Raw genomic sequence first — 18,133 nt, 5'->3', positions numbered from 1 at the left:
ACTTCAGCCGGGAATCGTTGCTTTCACCCGTTGTTCGTTGCGCAATATGAACGTCACACCCCCGAAACAGTGCGGAAGTGTTGACGGCCGCATTGGTAAGCCGTAACTTACGGTTCGTGGCGACTTACGGAAGCGACCAGCTGGCCGCGCTGGCCGACCCGTCGCGGCGCGCGATCGTCGAAGCGCTCCGCGCCGGGCCGCGCGCGGTCGGCGAGCTGGCCGCGGACCTGCCGATCAGCCGCCCGGCCGTCTCCCAGCACCTCAAGGTGCTCAAGGAGGCCGGTCTGGTGGCGGACCGGGCCGAGGGCACGAAGCGGCTGTACCGCCTCGAGCCCGACGGCATCGCCGCGGTGCGCGCCTACCTCGACCGGATGTGGTCGGACGCGCTGAAGTCCTTCGCCGAGCTGGCCGAACGAACCGAAGAGGAGCCGTCATGAGCACGCTGGAACCGATCCGCAGGAGCATCACCGTCGCCTGCACGCGCGAGCACGCGTTCAAGACCTACACCGAAGCCTTCGACAGCTGGTGGCCGCGGCAGCATCACATCGGGCAGGGCGACCTCGCCGAGGCCGTCCTCGAGCCGAAGCCGGGCGGGCGGTGGTACGAGCGGACCGTCGACGGCGCCGAGTGCGACTGGGGCGAGGTGCTCGTCTGGGAGCCGCCCGCCCGGGTGGTCCTTTCGTGGCGGATCGACGGCGACTGGAAGATCGACGCGGACCCCGCGCACGCCAGCGAGATCGAGGTCAGATTCATCGAAGAAGGACCGAGGTCGACCCGCGTCGAGGTGGAGCACCGGGACTTCGAGCGGCACGGCGAAACCGGCGCCAAGGTGCGCGAAGGCGTCTCGGGTGAAGGCGGGCACGGCACCCTGCTGAAACTCTTCGCCGAGAAAGCCGCCGCCTGAACGGGTACGTTTTCCGGATGGCCAAGAAGGACGACGGAAGCCGGGTCCGGGACGCGCTGCGCGTCGGCGGCGAACTGCCGGACCCGGGTTCGACCCCGGTCGGGCCCGGCAAGAAGCCCAAGGCGCACGCCCGGCTCGAGAGCGCCGGCGAGCGGCTGTCCGCGCTGCAGGAGGCGCTCTACGCCGAGGGTGTCGGCGGTGGGCGGCGGAGCGTCCTGCTGGTGCTCCAGGGTATGGACACCTCCGGCAAGGGCGGCACGGTGTCGCACGTGCTCGGCCTGGTGAACCCGATGGGCGTCCGGTACGCCGCGTTCAAGAAGCCCACCGCGGCCGAGCGGCGCCACGAGTACCTGTGGCGGATCCGCAAGCAGCTGCCCGCGCCGGGGGAAATCGGCGTCTTCGACCGCTCGCACTACGAGGACATCCTGGTCCCGCGCGTGTCCGGGCTGCTCACCGCGGCCGAGCGGCGCCGCCGGTACGCCGAGATCAACGCGTTCGAAGCGGAGCTGGCCGAGGCGGGCACGACCGTGCTCAAGGTGTTCCTGCACATCTCGCCGGAAGAGCAGCTCAAGCGGCTCAAAGCCCGGCTCGTCACGCCGGAGAAGCGCTGGAAGTACAACCCGGGCGACCTCGAGGCGCGCTCGCACTGGCCCGCTTACCAGGAGGCGTACGCCGACATCTTCAAGAAGACACCGACGTGGTACGCGGTGCCGGCCGACCACAAGTGGTACCGCAACTGGGCCGTCGCCGAGCTGCTCATCGAGACCCTCGCCGACCTGCGGCCGGAGTTCCCCGAGCCGGACTACGACGCCGACGCCGAGCTGGCGAAGCTGAAGGGTGTTGGCGCACCCGCGTGAGCGTCTGAAAGAGTGCGGACGTGACCGATGTCGACGACCTCCCGTTCCTCCGCAAGCAGGCCCGGACCCAGCGCTTCACCCTCGGCGCGCCGAAGGAGTTCCGGGTCTCCCCGGACGGCTCCCGCGTGTTGTTCCTGCGCGCGGAGTCGGGCACCGACCCCCGGCACAGCCTCTGGTCGGCGGACCTGGCGACCGGCGCCGAGACGAAGCTCGTCGACGCCGCCGAGCTGCTGCCGGGCGAGGAGGAGCTGCCCGCCGAGGAACGCGCGCGGCGCGAACGGGCCCGCGAAACCGGCGGCGGCGTCGTCCACTACGGCGTGGACGCGGGCTTCACGGTCGCGGCGTTCTCGCTCTCGGGCAAGCTCTACACCCTGGACCTCGCGTCGGGTGAGGTGACGCTGCGCGTCGACGGCGCGGTGATCGACCCGCGCCCGAACCCGACCGGCACCCACGTCGCCTACGTGCAGAACCGGCGGCTGCACGTGATGGAGCTGGCCACCGGCGACGACCGCGTGCTCGTCGAGGAGGACGGCGAGGACATCGCCTGGGGCCTGGCCGAGTTCATCGCCGCCGAGGAGATGGACCGCACCCGCGGCTACTGGTGGGCCCCCGACGGCCGCAGCGTCCTGGCCGAGCGGTCCGACCGCGGCCCGGTGCCGCGCTGGACCATCGCCGACCCGGCCAACCCGCAGAACCCGGCCAACGTCGTCGCCTACCCGGCCGCGGGCACCACGAACGCTCTCGTCTCGCTGGCGGTCCTCGGCCTGGACGGCTCGCGCGTCGACGTCGCCGCCGGCGAGTGGGAGTACCTGGCGTCGGTGCACTGGTCGGCCGGGGGCGCGCCGCTGCTGGCCGTGCAGCCGCGCGACCAGAAGCGGATGGACGTCCTTTCCTTGGACGTCACCGACGGCACGACGTCGGTCGTGCACACTGCTTCCGACCAGCGCTGGATCGACATCGTCGGCGGCGTCCCGGCGTGGACGCCCGACGGCCGCCTGGTCACCGAGGGCATGGTCGACGGCGACCACCGGCTCTTCGTCGGCGGCGAGGCCGTCACCCCGGCCGGGCTGCAGCTGCGGGCCGTGCTCGACGTCGGCGACGAGATCCTCTTCAGCGCCTCCGAGGACGACCCGACGCAGATCCACGTCTTCCGGACCGAAGGCGCGTCGATCCGCCGCCTGTCCACTGTGGACGGCGTGCACGTCGGCGCCGGATCCGCCGCGGTCACCGTGCTTTCGTCGTGGAGCCTCGAGTACAGCGGCCCGCGTGTTTCGGTGCTGCGAGACGGCTCGCCGGTCGCGTCGATCGAGTCGTCCACTGTGGATCCGGACATCGTGCCGAACCTGACCTGGCTGACGCTGGGGGAGCGGGGCCTGCGCGCGGCGTTGCTGCTGCCGCGCGGGTACGAGCCGAGCGAAGGCAGGCTGCCGGTGCTGCTCGACCCGTACGGCGGGCCGCACGCCCAGCGTGTGCTGCAGAGCCGCAACGCGTTCCTGACGTCGCAGTGGCTGGCCGACCAGGGCTTCGCGGTGCTCGTCGCGGACGGCCGCGGCACACCCGGCCGCGGCGCGGTGTGGGAGCGCGAAATCCACGGGCGCCTCGCCGACGTCACGCTGCAGGACCAGGTGGACGCCCTGCAGGCGGCGGCAGTTTCCTTCCCCGAGCTGGACACCGAGCGCGTCGCGATCCGCGGCTGGTCCTACGGCGGGTACCTGTCGGCGCTGGCCGTGCTGCGGCGCCCGGACGTCTTCCACGCGGCGGTCGCCGGCGCGCCGGTCACCGACTGGTCCCTGTACGACACGCACTACACCGAGCGGTACCTCGGCAAACCGCAGGACGAGGCGGAAAGCTACGCGCACAACTCGCTGATCGAGAGCGCGGGAGAGCTGAGCCGCGCGCTGCTGATCGTGCACGGGCTGGCGGACGACAACGTGTTCGTCGCGCACGCGCTGCGGCTGTCGTCGGCGTTGCTGGCGAAGGGCCGCGCGCACGTCTTCCTGCCGCTCGCCGGCGCCACCCACATGACGCCGCAGGCCGAAGAGGTCGCGGAGAACCTGATGCGCACGCAGGTGGACTGGCTGCTGCGCGAGCTTTCCGCCGTCGAAAAGGAGACTGCATGAGTCGCTGGGGCCTCACGATCCCGCTGACCGGGGTGCCGCTGGCCGCGCACCGCGAACTGGTCGAGCAACTGCCCGACCTGGGCTACACGGACGCGTGGACGGCGGAGACGGCGGGCACGGACGCGTTCTCGCCGCTGGTACTGGCGTCGCAGTGGGCACCGCAGCTGCGGCTGGGCACGGCGATCGTCCCGGTGTACACGCGCGGACCCGGCCTGCTGGCGATGCAGGCGGCGACGGTCGCCGAGCTGGCGCCCGGCCGGTTCGTCCTCGGCATCGGCGCGTCGTCCCCGGTGATCGTCTCGAGCTGGAACGCGGCTTCCTTCGAAGAGCCCTTCGCGCGCTCTCGCGACACGCTGCGCTTCCTGCGTTCGGCGCTGGCGGGGGAGAAGGTCACCGAGAAGTACGAGACGTTCGCGGTCTCGAAGTTCCGGCTGGAGCGCCCGGCCGACCCGCCGCCGTCGATCATGCTGGCGGCGTTGCGCCCGGGCATGCTGCGCCTGGCCGCGCGGGAAGCGGACGGCGCGATCACGAACTGGCTGGCGGCTTCGGACGTGCCGCGCGTGCGCGCCGTGGTGGGCCCGGACGTCGAGCTGGCGGCCCGCATCTTCGTCTGCCCGACGGAGGACGCCGAGGCGGCGCGGGGTCTGGGCCGGATGCTGATCTCGAGCTACCTGACCGTCCCGGTGTACGCGGCGTTCCACGAGTGGCTCGGGCGCGGGGAGGCGCTGGCGCCGATGCACGAGGCGTGGGCGGCCGGGGACCGGCAGAAGGCCAACCAGGTGATCCCGGACTCGGTGGTCGACGAGCTGGTGATCCACGGCAGCGTCGAGTCGTGCCGGGAACAGGTGCAGTCCTATGCGGACAACGGGCTGACGACGCCGGTCATCGCGTTGCTGCCGACCGGCGAGGACCCGTTCGAGCAGGTGCGCGGCCTCGCGCCGCGCTGACCCGGACTCTCAAACGCCCCAATGTGGCGTTGGTTGCGTCCAACGCACCCAATGTGGCGTTCGGTGCGTCCAACGCACCGAACGCCACATTGGGGCGTTTGGGTCAGGACCAGATGGCGGTCGCGAGGAGCAGCCCCAGCGCACCCGAAAGCAGGCCCGCGACCACCGTCACCACCACGTTCAGCACCGCGTACAGCCGCGTCTTCTCCAGGAACAGCCGGACGGTTTCGTAGCCGAACGTCGAGAACGTCGTCAGGCCGCCGCAGAAGCCCACCGCCACCAGTGCGCGCACCGACGACGGCTCCGCGCCGTGCAGCAACCAGCCGCTCAAGAAACCCAAGATGAACGAGCCCACGATGTTCACCGTCAGGGTCCCGAACGGGAACGGCGAATCCCGCCACAGCTGCACCCGCCGGTCGGTCAGGTAGCGCAGGATCGAGCCCGCCGCCCCGCCGAGGGCCACGAGGACCAGCGTCACTCCGTCCGCCCCACGTGCCGGACCACTTCGACCTGGTCGAGCGTCACCAGGCCTTCGCCGATCAGCTCGTCCAGCTGCGGCAGGAACGCCCGCAGCTTCGCCTCTTCGTCGATGATCACGATCACCACCGGCAGGTCCTCCGACAGCGACAGGATGCGCGTCGTGTGGATCAGCGACGACGCGCCGTAGCCCTCGACGCCGCGAAGCACCGAAGCGCCTGCCAGCCCCGCGTTGCGCGCCCGGCGGACGATCTCGTGGTACAGCGGCTTGTGGTGCCAGTGGTCGTCTTCGCCGATGTAGATCGTCAGGCGAGTGCTCAAGCCTTCCATCAGCGTCCCTTCCTCACCGCGCGCGTCGCCGTCAGGCCGGCCGTCACCGCGGTCAGGCACAGCACAACCGACGCCAGCGCGTAGGCCAGCGAAACCAGTATCCGCCCGGTCGTCGCCGCGTCGAGGGTGTCGGTCACGAACGTGGAGAACGTCGTGAAGCCGCCGAGGATCCCGACGCCGAGGAACGGCCGGAGGAGGTGGTGGGGCCGGGCCGTCGTCGTCAGGATCGCCATCAGGACGCCGATGAGGAGGCAGCCGAGCACGTTGGTGAGCAGCGTCGCGACGGCGAACTCCCCGCGCGCGTGCGGGATCGCCACCGACAGGCCGTACCGGGCGAGGCTGCCCAGCGCGCCGCCCGCGCCGATGGCGAGCAGGACGTCCCAGCGGGTCGCGGGCACGCTGATCACCTCCTCGCGGTGAACCTACTCCCGATGGCCGACGCGTTCCCGCCACCCGGTCGAGCATGCTGGACGGGGCCGGATGACAGGCAGCCGTCGGTCGCCGTACTGTTGCGTAGGGTAGGCAAGGCAACCCTAAGGAAGGCGGGGACATGCGGGGAGACGGGCTGGCCGGCGGCGAGGGCGGCGCGGACAGGCTCGGCGAGCTGATCCCGGCGGCCCTGCGCGGGATGGCGGCCGGGATCGCCGAGCGAGGCGGCCCGGTCCCGGCCGGCGGACCGGCGGCCGTGGCCGCGGCGCTGGTGGCCGAGCGTGGCGAGCTCGTGAGTGAGAAACAGGGTTCTAACCCTGTTTCTCACTCACGACCAGCCGCGGCCGCCGGGAATGGCAGCCTGCCCCGCCGCGGGATCGGCGCCGAAGCCGCCCTCGAAGAGCTGAGCCGGCTGCTGGCCGCCGGATCGGCCGATCCGGCCGACCCGGCCTGTGCCGCTCACCTGCATTGCCCGCCGCTCGCGGTGGCCGTCGCCGCCGATGTCGTGGCGAGCGCGCTCAACCCCTCGATGGACTCCTGGGACCAGGCCCCCGTCGCGAGCGAACTCGAGCGCGAGTTCACCGCCGGAATCGCCCGGTTGTGTTACCCCGCGGCGGAAACCCCCGACGCCGTCGTGACCACCGGCGGGACCGAGTCCAACCTCCTCGGCCTGCTCCTGGCCCGCGAACGCGACCCCGGCGTCCGGCCCGTCTGCGGCGCCAACGCCCACCACAGCGTCGCCCGCGCGGCCTGGCTGCTGGGCCTGCCCGCCCCCGTCGTCGTCCCGTGCGAAGGCGACCGCCTGCTCCCGGACGCCCTCGCCGAAGTCGTCACCCCGCGGAGCGTCGTCGTCGCGACCGCGGGCACCACCAACACCGGCGCCCTCGACCCGCTGCCCGAGATCGCCGCCGTCTGCCGCCGCGCCGGGGCCCGGCTGCACGTCGACGCCGCCTACGGCGGGATGGCGCTGTGCAGTGACGCGCTCAAGGCCAAGCTCGCCGGGCTCGCCCTCGCCGACTCCGTCGCTCTCGACCTGCACAAGTTCGGCTGGCAGCCGGTCGCGGCGGGGCTCTTCGCCGCTCGCGAGGCCGCCGACCTGGGCGCGCTGACCGTCCGCGCCGAGTACCTCAACGCCGGCGACGACACCGAAGCCGGCCTGCCGGACCTGCTTGGCCGCTCGATCCGGACGTCGCGGCGGCCGGACGCCTTCCGGATGGCCGTCACCGTGCACGCGCTGGGCACCGACGGTCTCGGCGCGCTCGTCGAACGCTGCTGCGCCACCGCCGCGGAGGTCGCCACCCTGGTCGAGAACCACCCCGGCCTCCGGCTCTGGGGCGCGCCGGAGCTGTCCACCGTCGTGCTTCGCCCGGTCGTGGCCGACGAAACCGGCGACGACGAGCTCGTCGCCCGCGTGCGCCGCGCGCTGCTCGAAGCGGGCACCGCGGTGATCGGCCGCGCCACGCTCCCGACCGGCCCCGGCGGCACGGACCAGCTGTGGCTCAAGCTGACCCTCCTGCACCCGCACACGACCGGAGACGACTACGGCCCGCTGCTCGACCGGATCGCCGCCACGGCCGGCGCCGAGCTCGTCGCCGGCCGGGAAAGCCCGGTCGCTTCGTGAGGCGCCACCACCTGGCCGGCATCGGGATCGGGCCGTTCAACCTGTCCCTGGCCGCGCTCGCCGCCCCGGTCGACGGGCTGGACGCGGTGTTCTTCGACGCCCGCCCGGAGTTCCGCTGGCACCCCGGCCTGCTGGTCGACGGCGCGACGCTGCAGGTGCCGTTCCTGGCCGACCTGGTGACGCTCGTCGACCCGACGAACCCGTTCTCCTTCCTCAACTACCTGCGCGACCGCGGCCGCCTGCTGCCGTTCTACTTCGCCGAGCGGTTCCACCCGCTGCGCGCCGAATACGACGACTACGGCCGGTGGGCCTCAGCCCGGCTGCGGTCCTGCCACTTCGGGCACGAAGTGACCGGAATCCGCTGGGCCGGCGACGCTTTCGAGCTGACGATCGCCGGGAAGGAACCGGTGCTCGCGGACAACGTCGTCCTCGGCGTCGGTTCGGTGCCGTCGGTGCCGGAACCCCTGCGCGACCTCGTCGCCGACCCGGATGTCCTTGCCCTGCACTCGGCCGACTACCTGGCGCACCGGGACGAACTCCTCGCCGCCGAGAGCGTCACGGTCGTCGGGTCCGGGCAGTCCGGGGCCGAAGTGGTCCTCGACCTGCTGCGCTCGCGATCCACTGTGGACGGCTTGCGCTGGCTGGCGCGGACGCCGGCGTTCGCGCCGATGGAGTACTCGAAACTCGGGCTGGAGCAGTTCACCCCGGACTACACCGCGTACTTCCGCGGCCTGCCCGAAGCCGTCCGCGACCGGCTGCTGCCCGCGCAATGGCAGCTGTACAAGGGAATCGACGCCGAGACGATCGGTGCGATCCACGACGAACTCTACCGTCGCAGCATCAACGGCCCGCCGGGTGCGGTGCTGACTCCCGGCGTCGAAGTCGTCTCGGCGTCCACAGTGGACGGCGAGGTCGAACTCGGCGTCCGGCACGCGCAGCAGGGTCGCGGCGGCACCCTGCGCACGGCCGCCGTCGTCGCGGCCACCGGCTACACCGAGACGCCGACCCGGTCGCTGCTGGCCGGTCTCGGCGACGCCGTCCGCCGAGACCGGCGGGGCCGCCTCGAAGTCGGCGCCGACTACCGCGTCGCCCTCGACGTGCCCGGGCCGCTGTTCGTGCAGAACGCGGAACGGCACACCCACGGGCCCGGTGCCCCCGACCTCGGTCTCGGCGCGTGGCGGGCGGCCGTGATCCTCAACGCCGTGTGCGGCAAGACCGTGCACGAGCTGCCCGACCGCACCGCCTTCACCACGTTCGGCCTGGAGGAGAAGTGACCCTCGACGACGCGGCCGCCTGGCGCGCGGCCGGTGCCCTGATCACGCACAAGATGCTCGGCGAACTGTCCTACGAGCACATGCTGGAGCCGGTCGCCGACGGCGACGCGTACCGGCTGGAGCTGCCGGGCGCGACCTACACGTTCCGGGCCCGGCGGGGCGCGTTCGACGCCTGGACGGTCGAACCGGGCAGCGCGCGCCGGTCCGGCGACCCGGTCACCGACCCGCGCACGCTCGTCGTCGACGCCCGCGAAGTCCTGGGCCTGAGCGGGCTGCGGCTGGCCGACGTGCTCGCCGAGCTGACCGCCACCGTCGCCAACGAGGCCGCGCGGCTGCGGCGCGCGCCGACCGCGGCCGAACTGTCCACAATGGAGTACAACGTCGCCGACGGGCACCTCACCGGCCACCCGCGGCTGGTGCTCAACAAGGGCCGCGTGGGCTTCTCCGCGCGTGACCGGGCCCGGTACGCGCCCGAGGCGGGCGAGGACATCCGGCTGCGCTGGTTCGCCGTCCACCCGGACCACGCCGAGTTCCGCTGCGTCGGCGGGCTGAGCCGGGACGCGCTGCTGGCCGCCGAACTCGGCGAACTGCGCGCGGAGTTCGCCGCGAAAGCTCCCGGGGACTACGTCTGGGTGCCCGTGCACCCCTGGCAGGCCGACGAAATCCTCGGCACACTCTACGCCGCCGAGCTCGCCACCGGCGTCGTGGTCGACCTCGGGGAGAGCGCCGACGCCTACCGGCCGCACCAGACGGTCCGGACCCTGGCGAACGTGAGCACGCCCGGACGCCACGACGTCAAGACCGCCGTATCGGTGCGGAACACGCTCGTCTACCGCGGGCTCAACTCCGCGGCCACGCTCGCCGGGCCGTCGGTGACGACGTGGCTGCGCCGGATCGGCGCGGCCGACCCGCTGCTGAGCGAGAAGTACCGGTTCGGGCTGCTCGGCGAAGTCGCGAGCGTGTCGGTGAAGCACCCGCTGTTCGGGCACCTCGAAGAACTGCCGTACCGGTTCCACGAAACCCTGGGCGCGCTCTGGCGCGAGCCCATCCAGCTCTCCGAGGGGGAGCGCGCGATTTCGTTCGCCGCGCTGCCCTACCGCGGACCCGACGGCGTCTCGATGCTGTCGCACCTGATCGGCGGCGGGGACGCGACAGCGTGGCTGACGCGTCTTTTCGACCTGGTGCTGACGCCGTTGCTGCAGTGGCTGCTGCGCCACGGCGTCGGGTTCTGCCCGCACGGCCAGAACCTGGTCCTCGTCGTCGACACCGCCGGGTTCCCGCAGCGGGTGCTGATCAAGGACTTCGCCCAGGGCGTCGACCTGCTCGACGAGCAGCTCGAAAGCTACGAGAGCCTGCCTGCCGAGGCGGCGGCCGACATGCTGCGCTGGCCCGCGCACCTGCTGGCCCAGTCGCTGTTCAGCTCGGTGTTCTCCGGCCAGTTCCGGTTCTGGGCCGAGCTGCTGCTCGACGAGCGGAGCCTGCCGCGGGCGGCGTTCTGGGCGCTGGTCCGGGAAATCGTCGGCCGCTACCGCGACGAGAACCCGGACGTGGCCGCGCGGTTCGACGCGTGCCGCCTGTTCGCCCCCGACGTCGAGCGGGTGACGCTCAACCGGGAGCACTTCGCCGGCCAGGGCTTCGACAAGGTGGAGCGCGACGACGAGTTCGACGTCCGCTGGGGCCGGGTGCCGAACCCGCTGCACGCCCCGGACCCCGGCGGCGCCTGGTGACGGCGTTCACGCGGCCGGCCGGCCCGCGATCCCTGGCCGACCGGCAGGAGGCGGCTTCCGCGGGAACGGCCGTGCTGCGCGGAATCCTGGCCGAGGACGGTGCCCGGCTGCTCCTGCTGGTGCCCGACCCGCACGCCCGCTTCGCCGCCGTCGAGCTGGCCGCGCCGTTCGCCGCTTCGGTGCTCGACGACGGCTACGGTGTCTGCAGCTACGTCTTCGCGTGGACGCCTTCGCGTGACCCGCTCAAGGCGTCCGGCGTGCTCGGCGGCTACCTCGAAGGCTTCGGCGACCTGCGGATGCGGCTCGACGCGGCGAGCGCGATCCCGCTGGGGGAGCGGACGTGGGCGGTGGTGTGCGACGCCGAATGGCCGTCCGGGACCGTCGCGGAGCTGGCGCCGCGCGAAGTGCTGCGCGGGCAGCTGGCGGCACTGGAAGGTCTGGGGCTGGGGCCGTCGGTGGGCATCGAGCACGAGGTCGTCTTCCGCGATTCCGCCGGCGTGCCGCTCACAACGCACGGCGTCGACTACGCGGTGGGCGGCACCGAACGCCTGGCGCCGCTGCTGCGCGACCTGCGCACGGCGCTGGACGACGCGGGGCTGGGCGTCGAGTCGGCGCGCGCCGAATGCCACCCGGGGCAGTACGAGATCGTGCTGCGCCACCGCGACGCCCTGTCCGCGTGCGACGACGTCCTGCTGCAGCAGCTGATCGTGCGGCGGGTCGCCGCGCGCCACGGCGTCACCGCGGACTACCTCGCCGCGCCGGAGCCGGGGCAGGGAAATTCTGGACATGTGCACCTGTCGCTGTCCGCAATGGACGGTTCGGAACCGGATCTGCTGGGCGGCTTCCTGGCCGGGGTGCTGCGGGACGCGCGGGCGCTGACCGCCGTCTGGGCTCCGACGTGGAACAGCTATGTCCGGCTGCGGACTGCGCCGTTCTCGCCCCGTGAGGTTCGCTGGGGGTACGACGATCGGACCGCGTCGGTGCGCGTGGCCGGGCCGTCGTCGAGCCCTCGGCTGGAGTTCCGCTTCGCCGGCGCCGATGCCCAGCCTCATCTGGTCGTCGCCGCCCTGCTGGCGGCCGGGCGGTTCGGCTTGGAGGAGGGGCTCGCGCCGCCGGATGCCGGGGTCACGGTGGGTTCACTGGCGACGTCGCCGTGGGAGGCGCTGCCGCTGCTGGAGCGGGTCGGGGAGTTGCTGGGTCCCGCCGTCGCGGCACAGCTGGCGGCGCTGCTGACCGAAGAGATCGAGTCCTCTTTGGACACTGTTACGGACTGGCAGCGTCGCCGTGGCGCTCTGCGGTCTTGAGAGGGCTGGGTTCCGCCACCCCGAAGCCTGATTGTGACTACGGCCGGCGGCACCGTGTCAAGGCGGGAAAGCGTGCCTTGACACGGCGTCGCCGTCCGTGTTCTGGCTTCGGATCGGGGTTGCGGGGGGTCTGGGTGTCGTGCGGGCTGGGCTGGCGGCCTTCCCTTGCCTTTCGTCAGCCCCGGGTTCCTAGGCCGGGCGGATGTTCTGGTTGACGTGGAACACGTTCTCCGGGTCGTACCGGCGTTTGACCGCGGCCAGCCGCTCGTAGTTGCCCCGGTACGACGACCGGACGCGGTCCTGGCCCTCCTCCATCATGAAGTTGACGTACGCTCCGCCCGCCGAGGTCGGGTGCAGTTCCTCCCAGTAGTCCCGGGTCCACCGCGAGATCGCTTCCGCGTTCTCCGGCGCCGGGTCGACGCCGACGATCACGCCCGACCAGCCGCCCGAGCGGTGCGGGAACGCCGTCGCGTCCGGGGCGACCCGGCTCGCCGCGCCGTCGATCGGGTAGAGGTGCATCGACGAATGCATCGTCGGCAACGCCTCGCCGTGCTTGAGGTGGATGTCGATCGCCGCGTCGGAGATCTCGTGGAACACGTCCGCGCGCCAGTACCACTGCAGCCCGGCGGGGTACAGCGCGTCGAACGCGCCCTGCAGCGCCGTGTACGGCATCTCCTGCAAACCCACCAGCAGCGGCGAGCCGAAGTCGCGGACCGGCGCGAGCACCTCGTCCGCCTTCGCGTGTGCTCCGGTGTAGCACCAGACGATGCCGCACGCCTTGCGGCCCCACAGCTCCTCCGGGAACGGCGGTGCGGGTGGCACGGTCAGCAGGCCGAACCAGCCGTTCAGCTCCTCCGGCAGCGACGGCAGCAGTTCCCGGTACCAGCGCAGCACGTCCGGCGTGTTGGCCAGGTCGTAGAGCACCGGTCCGGCGATCACCGAGCCGTGCTCGCCGATGTCGTGGCAGCGGAACGTGAACGACGTGACGACGCCGAAGTTGCCGCCGCCGCCGCGCAGCGCCCAGAACAGGTCGGCGTGCGAAGACTCCGAAGCCTGCACGAACGAGCCGTCCGCGAGCACGACGTCCGCGGCGAGCAGGTTGTCGACGGTCAGCCCGAAGCGGCGGGCCAGGTAGCCGATGCCGCCGCCGAGGGTCAGGCCCGCGACGCCGGTGGACGCGACGATGCCCGACGGCGTCGCCATGCCGAACGCGACCGTCGCGTGGTCGACGTCGCCCCACGTGCAGCCGGCGTCGGCACGGACGGTGTGGTGCACCGGGTCGACCGTGGTGCTGCGCAGCCCGGACAGGTCGATGACCAGCGCGTCGTCGGCGACGCCGAGGCCGCCCGCGTTGTGGCCGCCGCCGCGCACGGCGAGGTCCAGGCCCCGTTCGCGGCCGTAGCGGACGCAGGTGACGACGTCGGCGGCGTCGCGGCAGTAGGCGATCGCCGCCGGCCGCTTGTCGATCATGGCGTTGTAGACGGCGCGGGCTTCGTCGTAGCCCGGGTCCGCCGGCGTGACGAGTCTGCCGCGCAGAGTGGCGGCCAAGGCTTCGTGTGGCAACGCGGTGGTGGTCATGGGTGGCCCCTCTCGGATTTTCCGGTTCAGGGCGAACGTAGGCACCAGGCGTTCGCGAAGCGTTCGGTCCGTTCAGGACGGTCCGGAGCCGGCGAGATCCGCCTCGCACCGCCGCAGCAGCGCGACGCTGCCCTGGGCGCGGGCCAGCTCCGCGGCGGCCCGCAGGCGGGGGCCCGGATCGGCGTCGTGCGCGGCCCGCAGCCGCAGCACCTCCGGCAGCCACCAGCGGTCGTCGCGGGCCTCGCCGGCGGCGAGCGCCGCGTCCAGCGTCGCGCGGGCCGCTTCGGGCGCGGACAGCTCGGCCACCAGCGTCAGCCAGTACGGCATCCGGGCGAACGCCCCCTCGGCCTTGAGGTGCGCGACGCCCTCCTGGGTGGCGGCCAGCCCCGCCGCGCCGCCGCGGGCCCAGCCGCCCAGCACCAGCGCCCACTCCCGGTAGTAGGCGAACCCGTACCGGTCGCACAGGGCGCGCAGCTCCGCCACGGCCGCCGACAGCGTGGGCCGGTCGCGGCGCAGCTGGTGGGTGATCCCGGCGTAGGCCAGCGCGATGGTCAGGCTGTACGGGTGCCCGGCCGCGCGGGCCCGCTCGACGGCTTCGGCGCTGCTCGCCACCGCGGCGTCGTCGTGGCCGAGCAGCCACTGCGCGTGGGCCGCCCAGGCCGGGCCGTGGATGTCGGGCCGGGTGCCGATCGGCCAGGTCGACGCGCCCCGCGTGCGCTCGGCCCCCAGCTCGAAGTGCCGCAGCCCCTCGGCCGGGCGGCCGAGGCTCACCGACGAACCCGCGACGATGAAGTGCGCCGAGCCGCTCAGCTCCGGGCTCGTCCCGGGGACGAGCAGCGAGAGCGCGCGTTCGGCCGACTCGTGCGCCTGCGCGGTCCGGCCCTGGACGAACTGGGACGACCACAGCTCCAGCAGCGCGGTCAGCGCGGAATCCTGGCTGTCCAGGGATTCCGCGAGCGCGAGCGACTGCTCCAGGGTGCGTTGCAGCTCGGGAGAGGCGTAGCCCTGGTGCGCGTTGAGCGGCCCGGCGAGCGCTTCGAGGACGGCGAGTTCGGAGCGGTCCCGGTTGCCGCTGGGCGGCCGCGCGCGGACGAGCGCCAGCGCTTCCTTCAGCAGCCGGATCGCTTCGGCGTGGGCGAAGGTCCGCGCGGCGACGGCCGCGGCCCGCCGGTAGTGCTCGACGGCACGGTCCGGGCGGCCGCCGCGGGCGTACTGCTCGGCCAGCTGCACGGCCACGGCGTCGGGGTCGCCGGCGTGCAGCAGCTCGATGCCCTGCGCCAGCCGCCGGTGCAGCAGCCACCGGCGCGGCGGGCTGACCTGCTGGTAGGCGGCGTCGCGCAGCAGGTCGTGGGTGAAGTCGTAGCCACCGCCGACCTCGCGCAGGATCCGGCGCCGCCACAGCTCGTCGACCGCGTCGACGACGGTGTCCGCGTCGAGGTCGCTGGCTTCGGTGAGCAGCTCCAGGGTGACGTCCCGGCCGGCCGCGGCGGCCAGCCCGGCGACCTCGCGGGCCGCCGGGCCGGGCTGCTCGAGCCGGGCCCGCAGCACCCCGGACAGCCGCCCGGCCGGCGGGGAAGCGTTGGCGCGCAAGGCTTCCACGACGTACAGCGGGAACCCGCCGGTGGCCGCGTGCAACAGCGTCCGGTCCGAATCGGACAGCGGGCGCCCGGCGACCGCTTCGCCGAGGCGAGCCGTGCCGTCGGCGTCGAAGGGACGCAGGGGGAGCTCGGTCAGCTTGCCGTCCTCGCGCAGCTGGGTGATCCAGGTCCCGGCCCCGCCTTCGCGAAGGGTCACGGCGACCAGCAGGGGCGCCTCCGGCACGAGACCGAGGCAGAAGGTGACGAACGCGCTGGTCTCTTCGTCGCACCACTGCGCGTTGTCGAGGACGAGCAGGACGGGGCGTTCACCGGCGGTGAGCGCGCGGGCCAGCCCCTCGAAGAACCGCAGGCGCTGCCACGCGTCGACCATCGGGTGCCCGCCCGCGACCGGCCGCGCGGCCGGCAGCAGCCGGTCGACTTCGGCCCGCCACACCGGGTCCAGGGCGGCCGCCGCCCGCTGGACGGCCGGGGTGCGCAACCACTCGGCCACCGGCGCCAGCGGGAGCTGCCCGGCCGAACCGAAGCAGCGGCCGGTGGCCACCACGGCGCCTTCCGCGCGGGCCAGCACGGCGAGCTCGGTGACCAGGCGCGTCTTGCCCACCCCGGCGTCCCCGCGGACGAGGGCGACCCCGGCCCGGCCCGCGGCGGCCGCGCGCCACGCCTCACCGAGCCGGGCCAGCTCGGCGGCCCGGCCGACGAGCCCGGGCGCCGCCGCCCGCCCGACCTCGGGGCCGGGCCGGGCGAGCAGCCGGCGCAGCGCCGCGCGCGTCGGCTCGGCGGGCACGACCCCGAGCTCGTGTTCGAGGACCGACGCGCACCGGTGGTAGGTGCTCACCGCGCCCGCCCGGTCGCCGGCGTCGGCCTGCAGCCGCATCAGCGTCCGGTAGCCGGTCTCCTCCAGCGGGCGCAGGCGGATCCGGCGGCGCGCGGCGGCGAGCGCGGCGGCCGGGTCGCCCGACGGCGTCCGGCAGATCAGGTCGCACAGTTCGACGCACTGGCGGTCGAGCTCGGCGCGGGCCGCCAGGACCCAGTCGTCGGTCAGGCCCGGCAGCAGCTCGCCGCGGTAGGCGGCCAGCGCGGCGTCGGCGTGGGCGAGCACGCCCCTGGCGTCCCCGGTGGCCAGCGCGGCCCGGCGGGCGAGGTCGAACTCCCGGACGTCCACCCGGCTCGTCGGCGTGTCGCGCCAGCACAGGTCGCGCCCGGTGACGGCCAGCGACGGCTGCTCGCCCAGCACGTGGCGCAGCTGGTGGAGTTCGCGGCGCAGGTTGGTCAGCGCCTGCGCGTCGGTGGAGTCCGGCCAGAACAGCCCGGCGATGAGGCGCCGCGGCTGCGCCAGGCCGGCGTGCACGACGAGGTAGGCCACCAGCGCGACCGACCGCGGCGACCGCGTCAGCACGGCGCCGGTCGCGTCGTCGGCGATCACCTGCTCGCCCAGCAGCGAAACCCGCAGCACCCGGCCACGCTAACCCCGCGGCGGGGTCACCGGCGGATCTTCACCGGCAAGGGGTTGCGCCGGGGCCGCCGGGTGCGCAGGCTCGACGTCGTGAGCGAGCACGAGTACGACCTCATCGTCATCGGTTCGGGCCCCGGCGGACAGAAGGCCGCGATCGCCGCGGCGAAGCTCGGCAAGCGGGTGGCGGTCGTCGACCGGCACGACATGGTCGGCGGGGTGTGTGTCAACACCGGCACGATCCCGTCCAAGACACTGCGCGAAGCGGTGCTCTACCTGACCGGCATGAACCAGCGCGAGCTCTACGGCGCGAGCTACCGGGTCAAGCAGGACATCACCATCGCCGACCTGCTGGCGCGCACCCAGCACGTGGTCGGGCGCGAGGTCCAGGTCGTGCGCGCGCAGCTGCTGCGCAACCACGTCGACCTGATCGCCGGCACCGGCTCGTTCGCCGACCCGCACACCGTCCTCGTCGAGGGCCGCCACCGCGGCGACCGGCGGACGCTGTCCGCGGACTACGTCGTGATCGCCACCGGGACCCGGCCCGCGCGGCCGAAACAGGTCGACTTCGACGCCGCGCGCGTGCTCGACTCCGACGAGATCCTGCGGCTCGAGCAGATCCCGTCGTCGCTGGTCGTGGTCGGGGCCGGGGTGATCGGGATCGAGTACGCGTCGATGTTCGCCGCGCTCGGCTCGCGGGTCACCGTCGTCGAGCAGCGCGACCACATGCTGGACTTCTGCGACCCCGAGATCGTCGAGTCGCTCAAGTTCCAGCTGCGCGACCTCGGCGTCACGTTCCGCTTCGGGGAGAAGGTCGCCGACGTCGCGGTGTCCGACGACGCGACGATCACCACGCTGGTCAGCGGCAAGCGCATCCCGGCCGACGGCGTCATGTACTCCGCGGGCCGCCAGGGCATGACCGGCGAGCTCACCCTGGAGGCGGCGGGCCTGTCCGCGGACGAGCGCGGCAGGCTGGCGGTCGACGAGCACTACCGCACCGAGGTGCCGCACATCTACGCGGTCGGCGACGTGATCGGCTTCCCGGCCCTGGCGGCGACGTCGATGGATCAGGGCAGGCTCGCGGCGTACCACGCGTTCGGCGAGCCGGCGAACGGGCTGGGCGCGCTGCAGCCGATCGGCATCTACACGATCCCGGAAATCTCCTACGTCGGCGCGACGGAGGCCCAGCTGACGTCGTCTTCGGTGCCGTACGAGGTCGGCATCGCCCGCTACCGGGAGCTGGCGCGCGGCCAGATCACCGGCGACAGCTACGGCATGCTGAAGCTGCTGGTGTCCACGGCGGACCGGAAGCTGCTGGGCGTGCACGTGTTCGGCACCGGCGCGACCGACCTGGTCCACATCGGACAGGCGGTGATGGGCTGCGGCGGCACGGTCGACTACCTCGTCGACGCGGTGTTCAACTACCCGACCCTTTCGGAGGCGTACAAGGTCGCGGCCCTGGACGCGACCAACAAGATCCGCGCGCTGGACCGCTTCGCCTGAGCCGTCCCAGTAGC

The 18,133-nt window shown here is 73.1% G+C and carries 15 protein-coding genes; 10 read left to right on the top strand and 5 right to left on the bottom strand.

What is annotated here, in order from left to right:
- The first annotated feature begins 116 nt into the window (after positions 1-116).
- Genes CF165_RS34740 through CF165_RS34720 form a run of 5 tightly spaced genes read left to right on the top strand, consistent with a single transcriptional unit; the run spans position 117 to position 4,828 of the window.
- Positions 117-437: an ArsR/SmtB family transcription factor gene (locus CF165_RS34740; protein ID WP_093951814.1), complete on the top strand. Its 321-nt coding sequence runs from the start codon at positions 117-119 to the stop codon at positions 435-437.
- Positions 434-904 (top strand): SRPBCC family protein, encoded by a 471-nt coding sequence (locus CF165_RS34735; protein WP_093951813.1) that lies wholly within the window; start codon positions 434-436, stop codon positions 902-904. The genes CF165_RS34740 and CF165_RS34735 overlap by 4 nt, the downstream gene beginning before the upstream one ends.
- Before the next feature lie 17 nt (positions 905-921).
- Complete coding sequence (locus CF165_RS34730; RefSeq protein WP_093951812.1) at positions 922-1,761, top strand: PPK2 family polyphosphate kinase; 840 nt, start codon at positions 922-924, stop codon at positions 1,759-1,761.
- A 20-nt stretch (positions 1,762-1,781) separates the two neighbouring features.
- Positions 1,782-3,881 carry a S9 family peptidase gene (locus CF165_RS34725; protein ID WP_093951811.1) on the top strand — a complete coding sequence of 700 codons (2,100 nt, stop codon included), beginning with the start codon at positions 1,782-1,784 and terminating at the stop codon, positions 3,879-3,881.
- Complete coding sequence (locus CF165_RS34720; protein ID WP_093951810.1) at positions 3,878-4,828, top strand: LLM class F420-dependent oxidoreductase; 951 nt, start codon at positions 3,878-3,880, stop codon at positions 4,826-4,828. Before CF165_RS34725 ends, CF165_RS34720 begins: the two co-directional genes overlap by 4 nt.
- A 103-nt stretch (positions 4,829-4,931) precedes the next feature.
- Here the strand turns inward: CF165_RS34720 and crcB are convergent, their stop codons facing one another.
- From crcB to CF165_RS34705, 3 genes are read right to left on the bottom strand one after another with little or no spacing between them, the layout of a single operon-like run.
- On the bottom strand, positions 4,932-5,306 hold the full coding sequence (gene crcB, locus CF165_RS34715; RefSeq protein ID WP_093951809.1) for a fluoride efflux transporter CrcB: 375 nt from the start codon (positions 5,304-5,306) through the stop codon (positions 4,932-4,934).
- Positions 5,303-5,635, bottom strand: a complete 333-nt coding sequence (locus CF165_RS34710) for a DUF190 domain-containing protein (protein ID WP_093951808.1) — start codon at positions 5,633-5,635, stop codon at positions 5,303-5,305. Before CF165_RS34710 ends, crcB begins: the two co-directional genes overlap by 4 nt.
- Positions 5,635-6,042 (bottom strand): fluoride efflux transporter FluC, encoded by a 408-nt coding sequence (locus tag CF165_RS34705; RefSeq protein ID WP_093951807.1) that lies wholly within the window; start codon positions 6,040-6,042, stop codon positions 5,635-5,637. The genes CF165_RS34710 and CF165_RS34705 overlap by 1 nt, the downstream gene beginning before the upstream one ends.
- Positions 6,043-6,185: 143 nt before the next feature.
- Between CF165_RS34705 and CF165_RS34700 the strand changes: the two genes are divergently transcribed.
- Genes CF165_RS34700 through CF165_RS34685 form a run of 4 tightly spaced genes read left to right on the top strand, consistent with a single transcriptional unit; the run spans position 6,186 to position 11,990 of the window.
- The gene (locus CF165_RS34700; RefSeq protein WP_093951806.1) at positions 6,186-7,685 is read left to right on the top strand and encodes a pyridoxal phosphate-dependent decarboxylase family protein; all 1,500 of its coding nucleotides are present in this window, start codon (positions 6,186-6,188) and stop codon (positions 7,683-7,685) included.
- A complete protein-coding gene (locus tag CF165_RS34695; RefSeq protein ID WP_093951805.1) occupies positions 7,682-8,959 on the top strand; it encodes a lysine N(6)-hydroxylase/L-ornithine N(5)-oxygenase family protein in 1,278 nt (425 codons plus the stop codon). The genes CF165_RS34700 and CF165_RS34695 overlap by 4 nt, the downstream gene beginning before the upstream one ends.
- Positions 8,956-10,686, top strand: a complete 1,731-nt coding sequence (locus CF165_RS34690; RefSeq protein WP_093951804.1) for an IucA/IucC family protein — start codon at positions 8,956-8,958, stop codon at positions 10,684-10,686. Before CF165_RS34695 ends, CF165_RS34690 begins: the two co-directional genes overlap by 4 nt.
- Positions 10,683-11,990 (top strand): type I glutamate--ammonia ligase, encoded by a 1,308-nt coding sequence (locus tag CF165_RS34685; protein ID WP_093951803.1) that lies wholly within the window; start codon positions 10,683-10,685, stop codon positions 11,988-11,990. The genes CF165_RS34690 and CF165_RS34685 overlap by 4 nt, the downstream gene beginning before the upstream one ends.
- A gap of 189 nt (positions 11,991-12,179) precedes the next feature.
- Here the strand turns inward: CF165_RS34685 and CF165_RS34680 are convergent, their stop codons facing one another.
- Together CF165_RS34680 and CF165_RS34675 are read right to left on the bottom strand one after the other, a co-directional pair.
- The gene (locus tag CF165_RS34680; RefSeq protein WP_093951802.1) at positions 12,180-13,568 is read right to left on the bottom strand and encodes an FAD-binding oxidoreductase; all 1,389 of its coding nucleotides are present in this window, start codon (positions 13,566-13,568) and stop codon (positions 12,180-12,182) included.
- A 72-nt stretch (positions 13,569-13,640) separates the two neighbouring features.
- On the bottom strand, positions 13,641-16,619 hold the full coding sequence (locus CF165_RS34675; protein WP_093951801.1) for an ATP-binding protein: 2,979 nt from the start codon (positions 16,617-16,619) through the stop codon (positions 13,641-13,643).
- A 90-nt stretch (positions 16,620-16,709) separates the two neighbouring features.
- Between CF165_RS34675 and sthA the strand changes: the two genes are divergently transcribed.
- Positions 16,710-18,119, top strand: coding sequence for a Si-specific NAD(P)(+) transhydrogenase (sthA, locus tag CF165_RS34670; RefSeq protein ID WP_240521926.1), 1,410 nt, complete (start codon positions 16,710-16,712; stop codon positions 18,117-18,119).
- The last annotated feature ends 14 nt before the right edge of the window (positions 18,120-18,133 follow it).

Source organism: Amycolatopsis vastitatis (genome assembly GCF_002234595.1).
GTDB classification, from domain to species: Bacteria; Actinomycetota; Actinomycetes; order Mycobacteriales; family Pseudonocardiaceae; genus Amycolatopsis; species Amycolatopsis vastitatis.
Note: the sequence above shows the minus strand (reverse complement) of the source record. Positions and strands in the feature narration are given on the sequence as shown.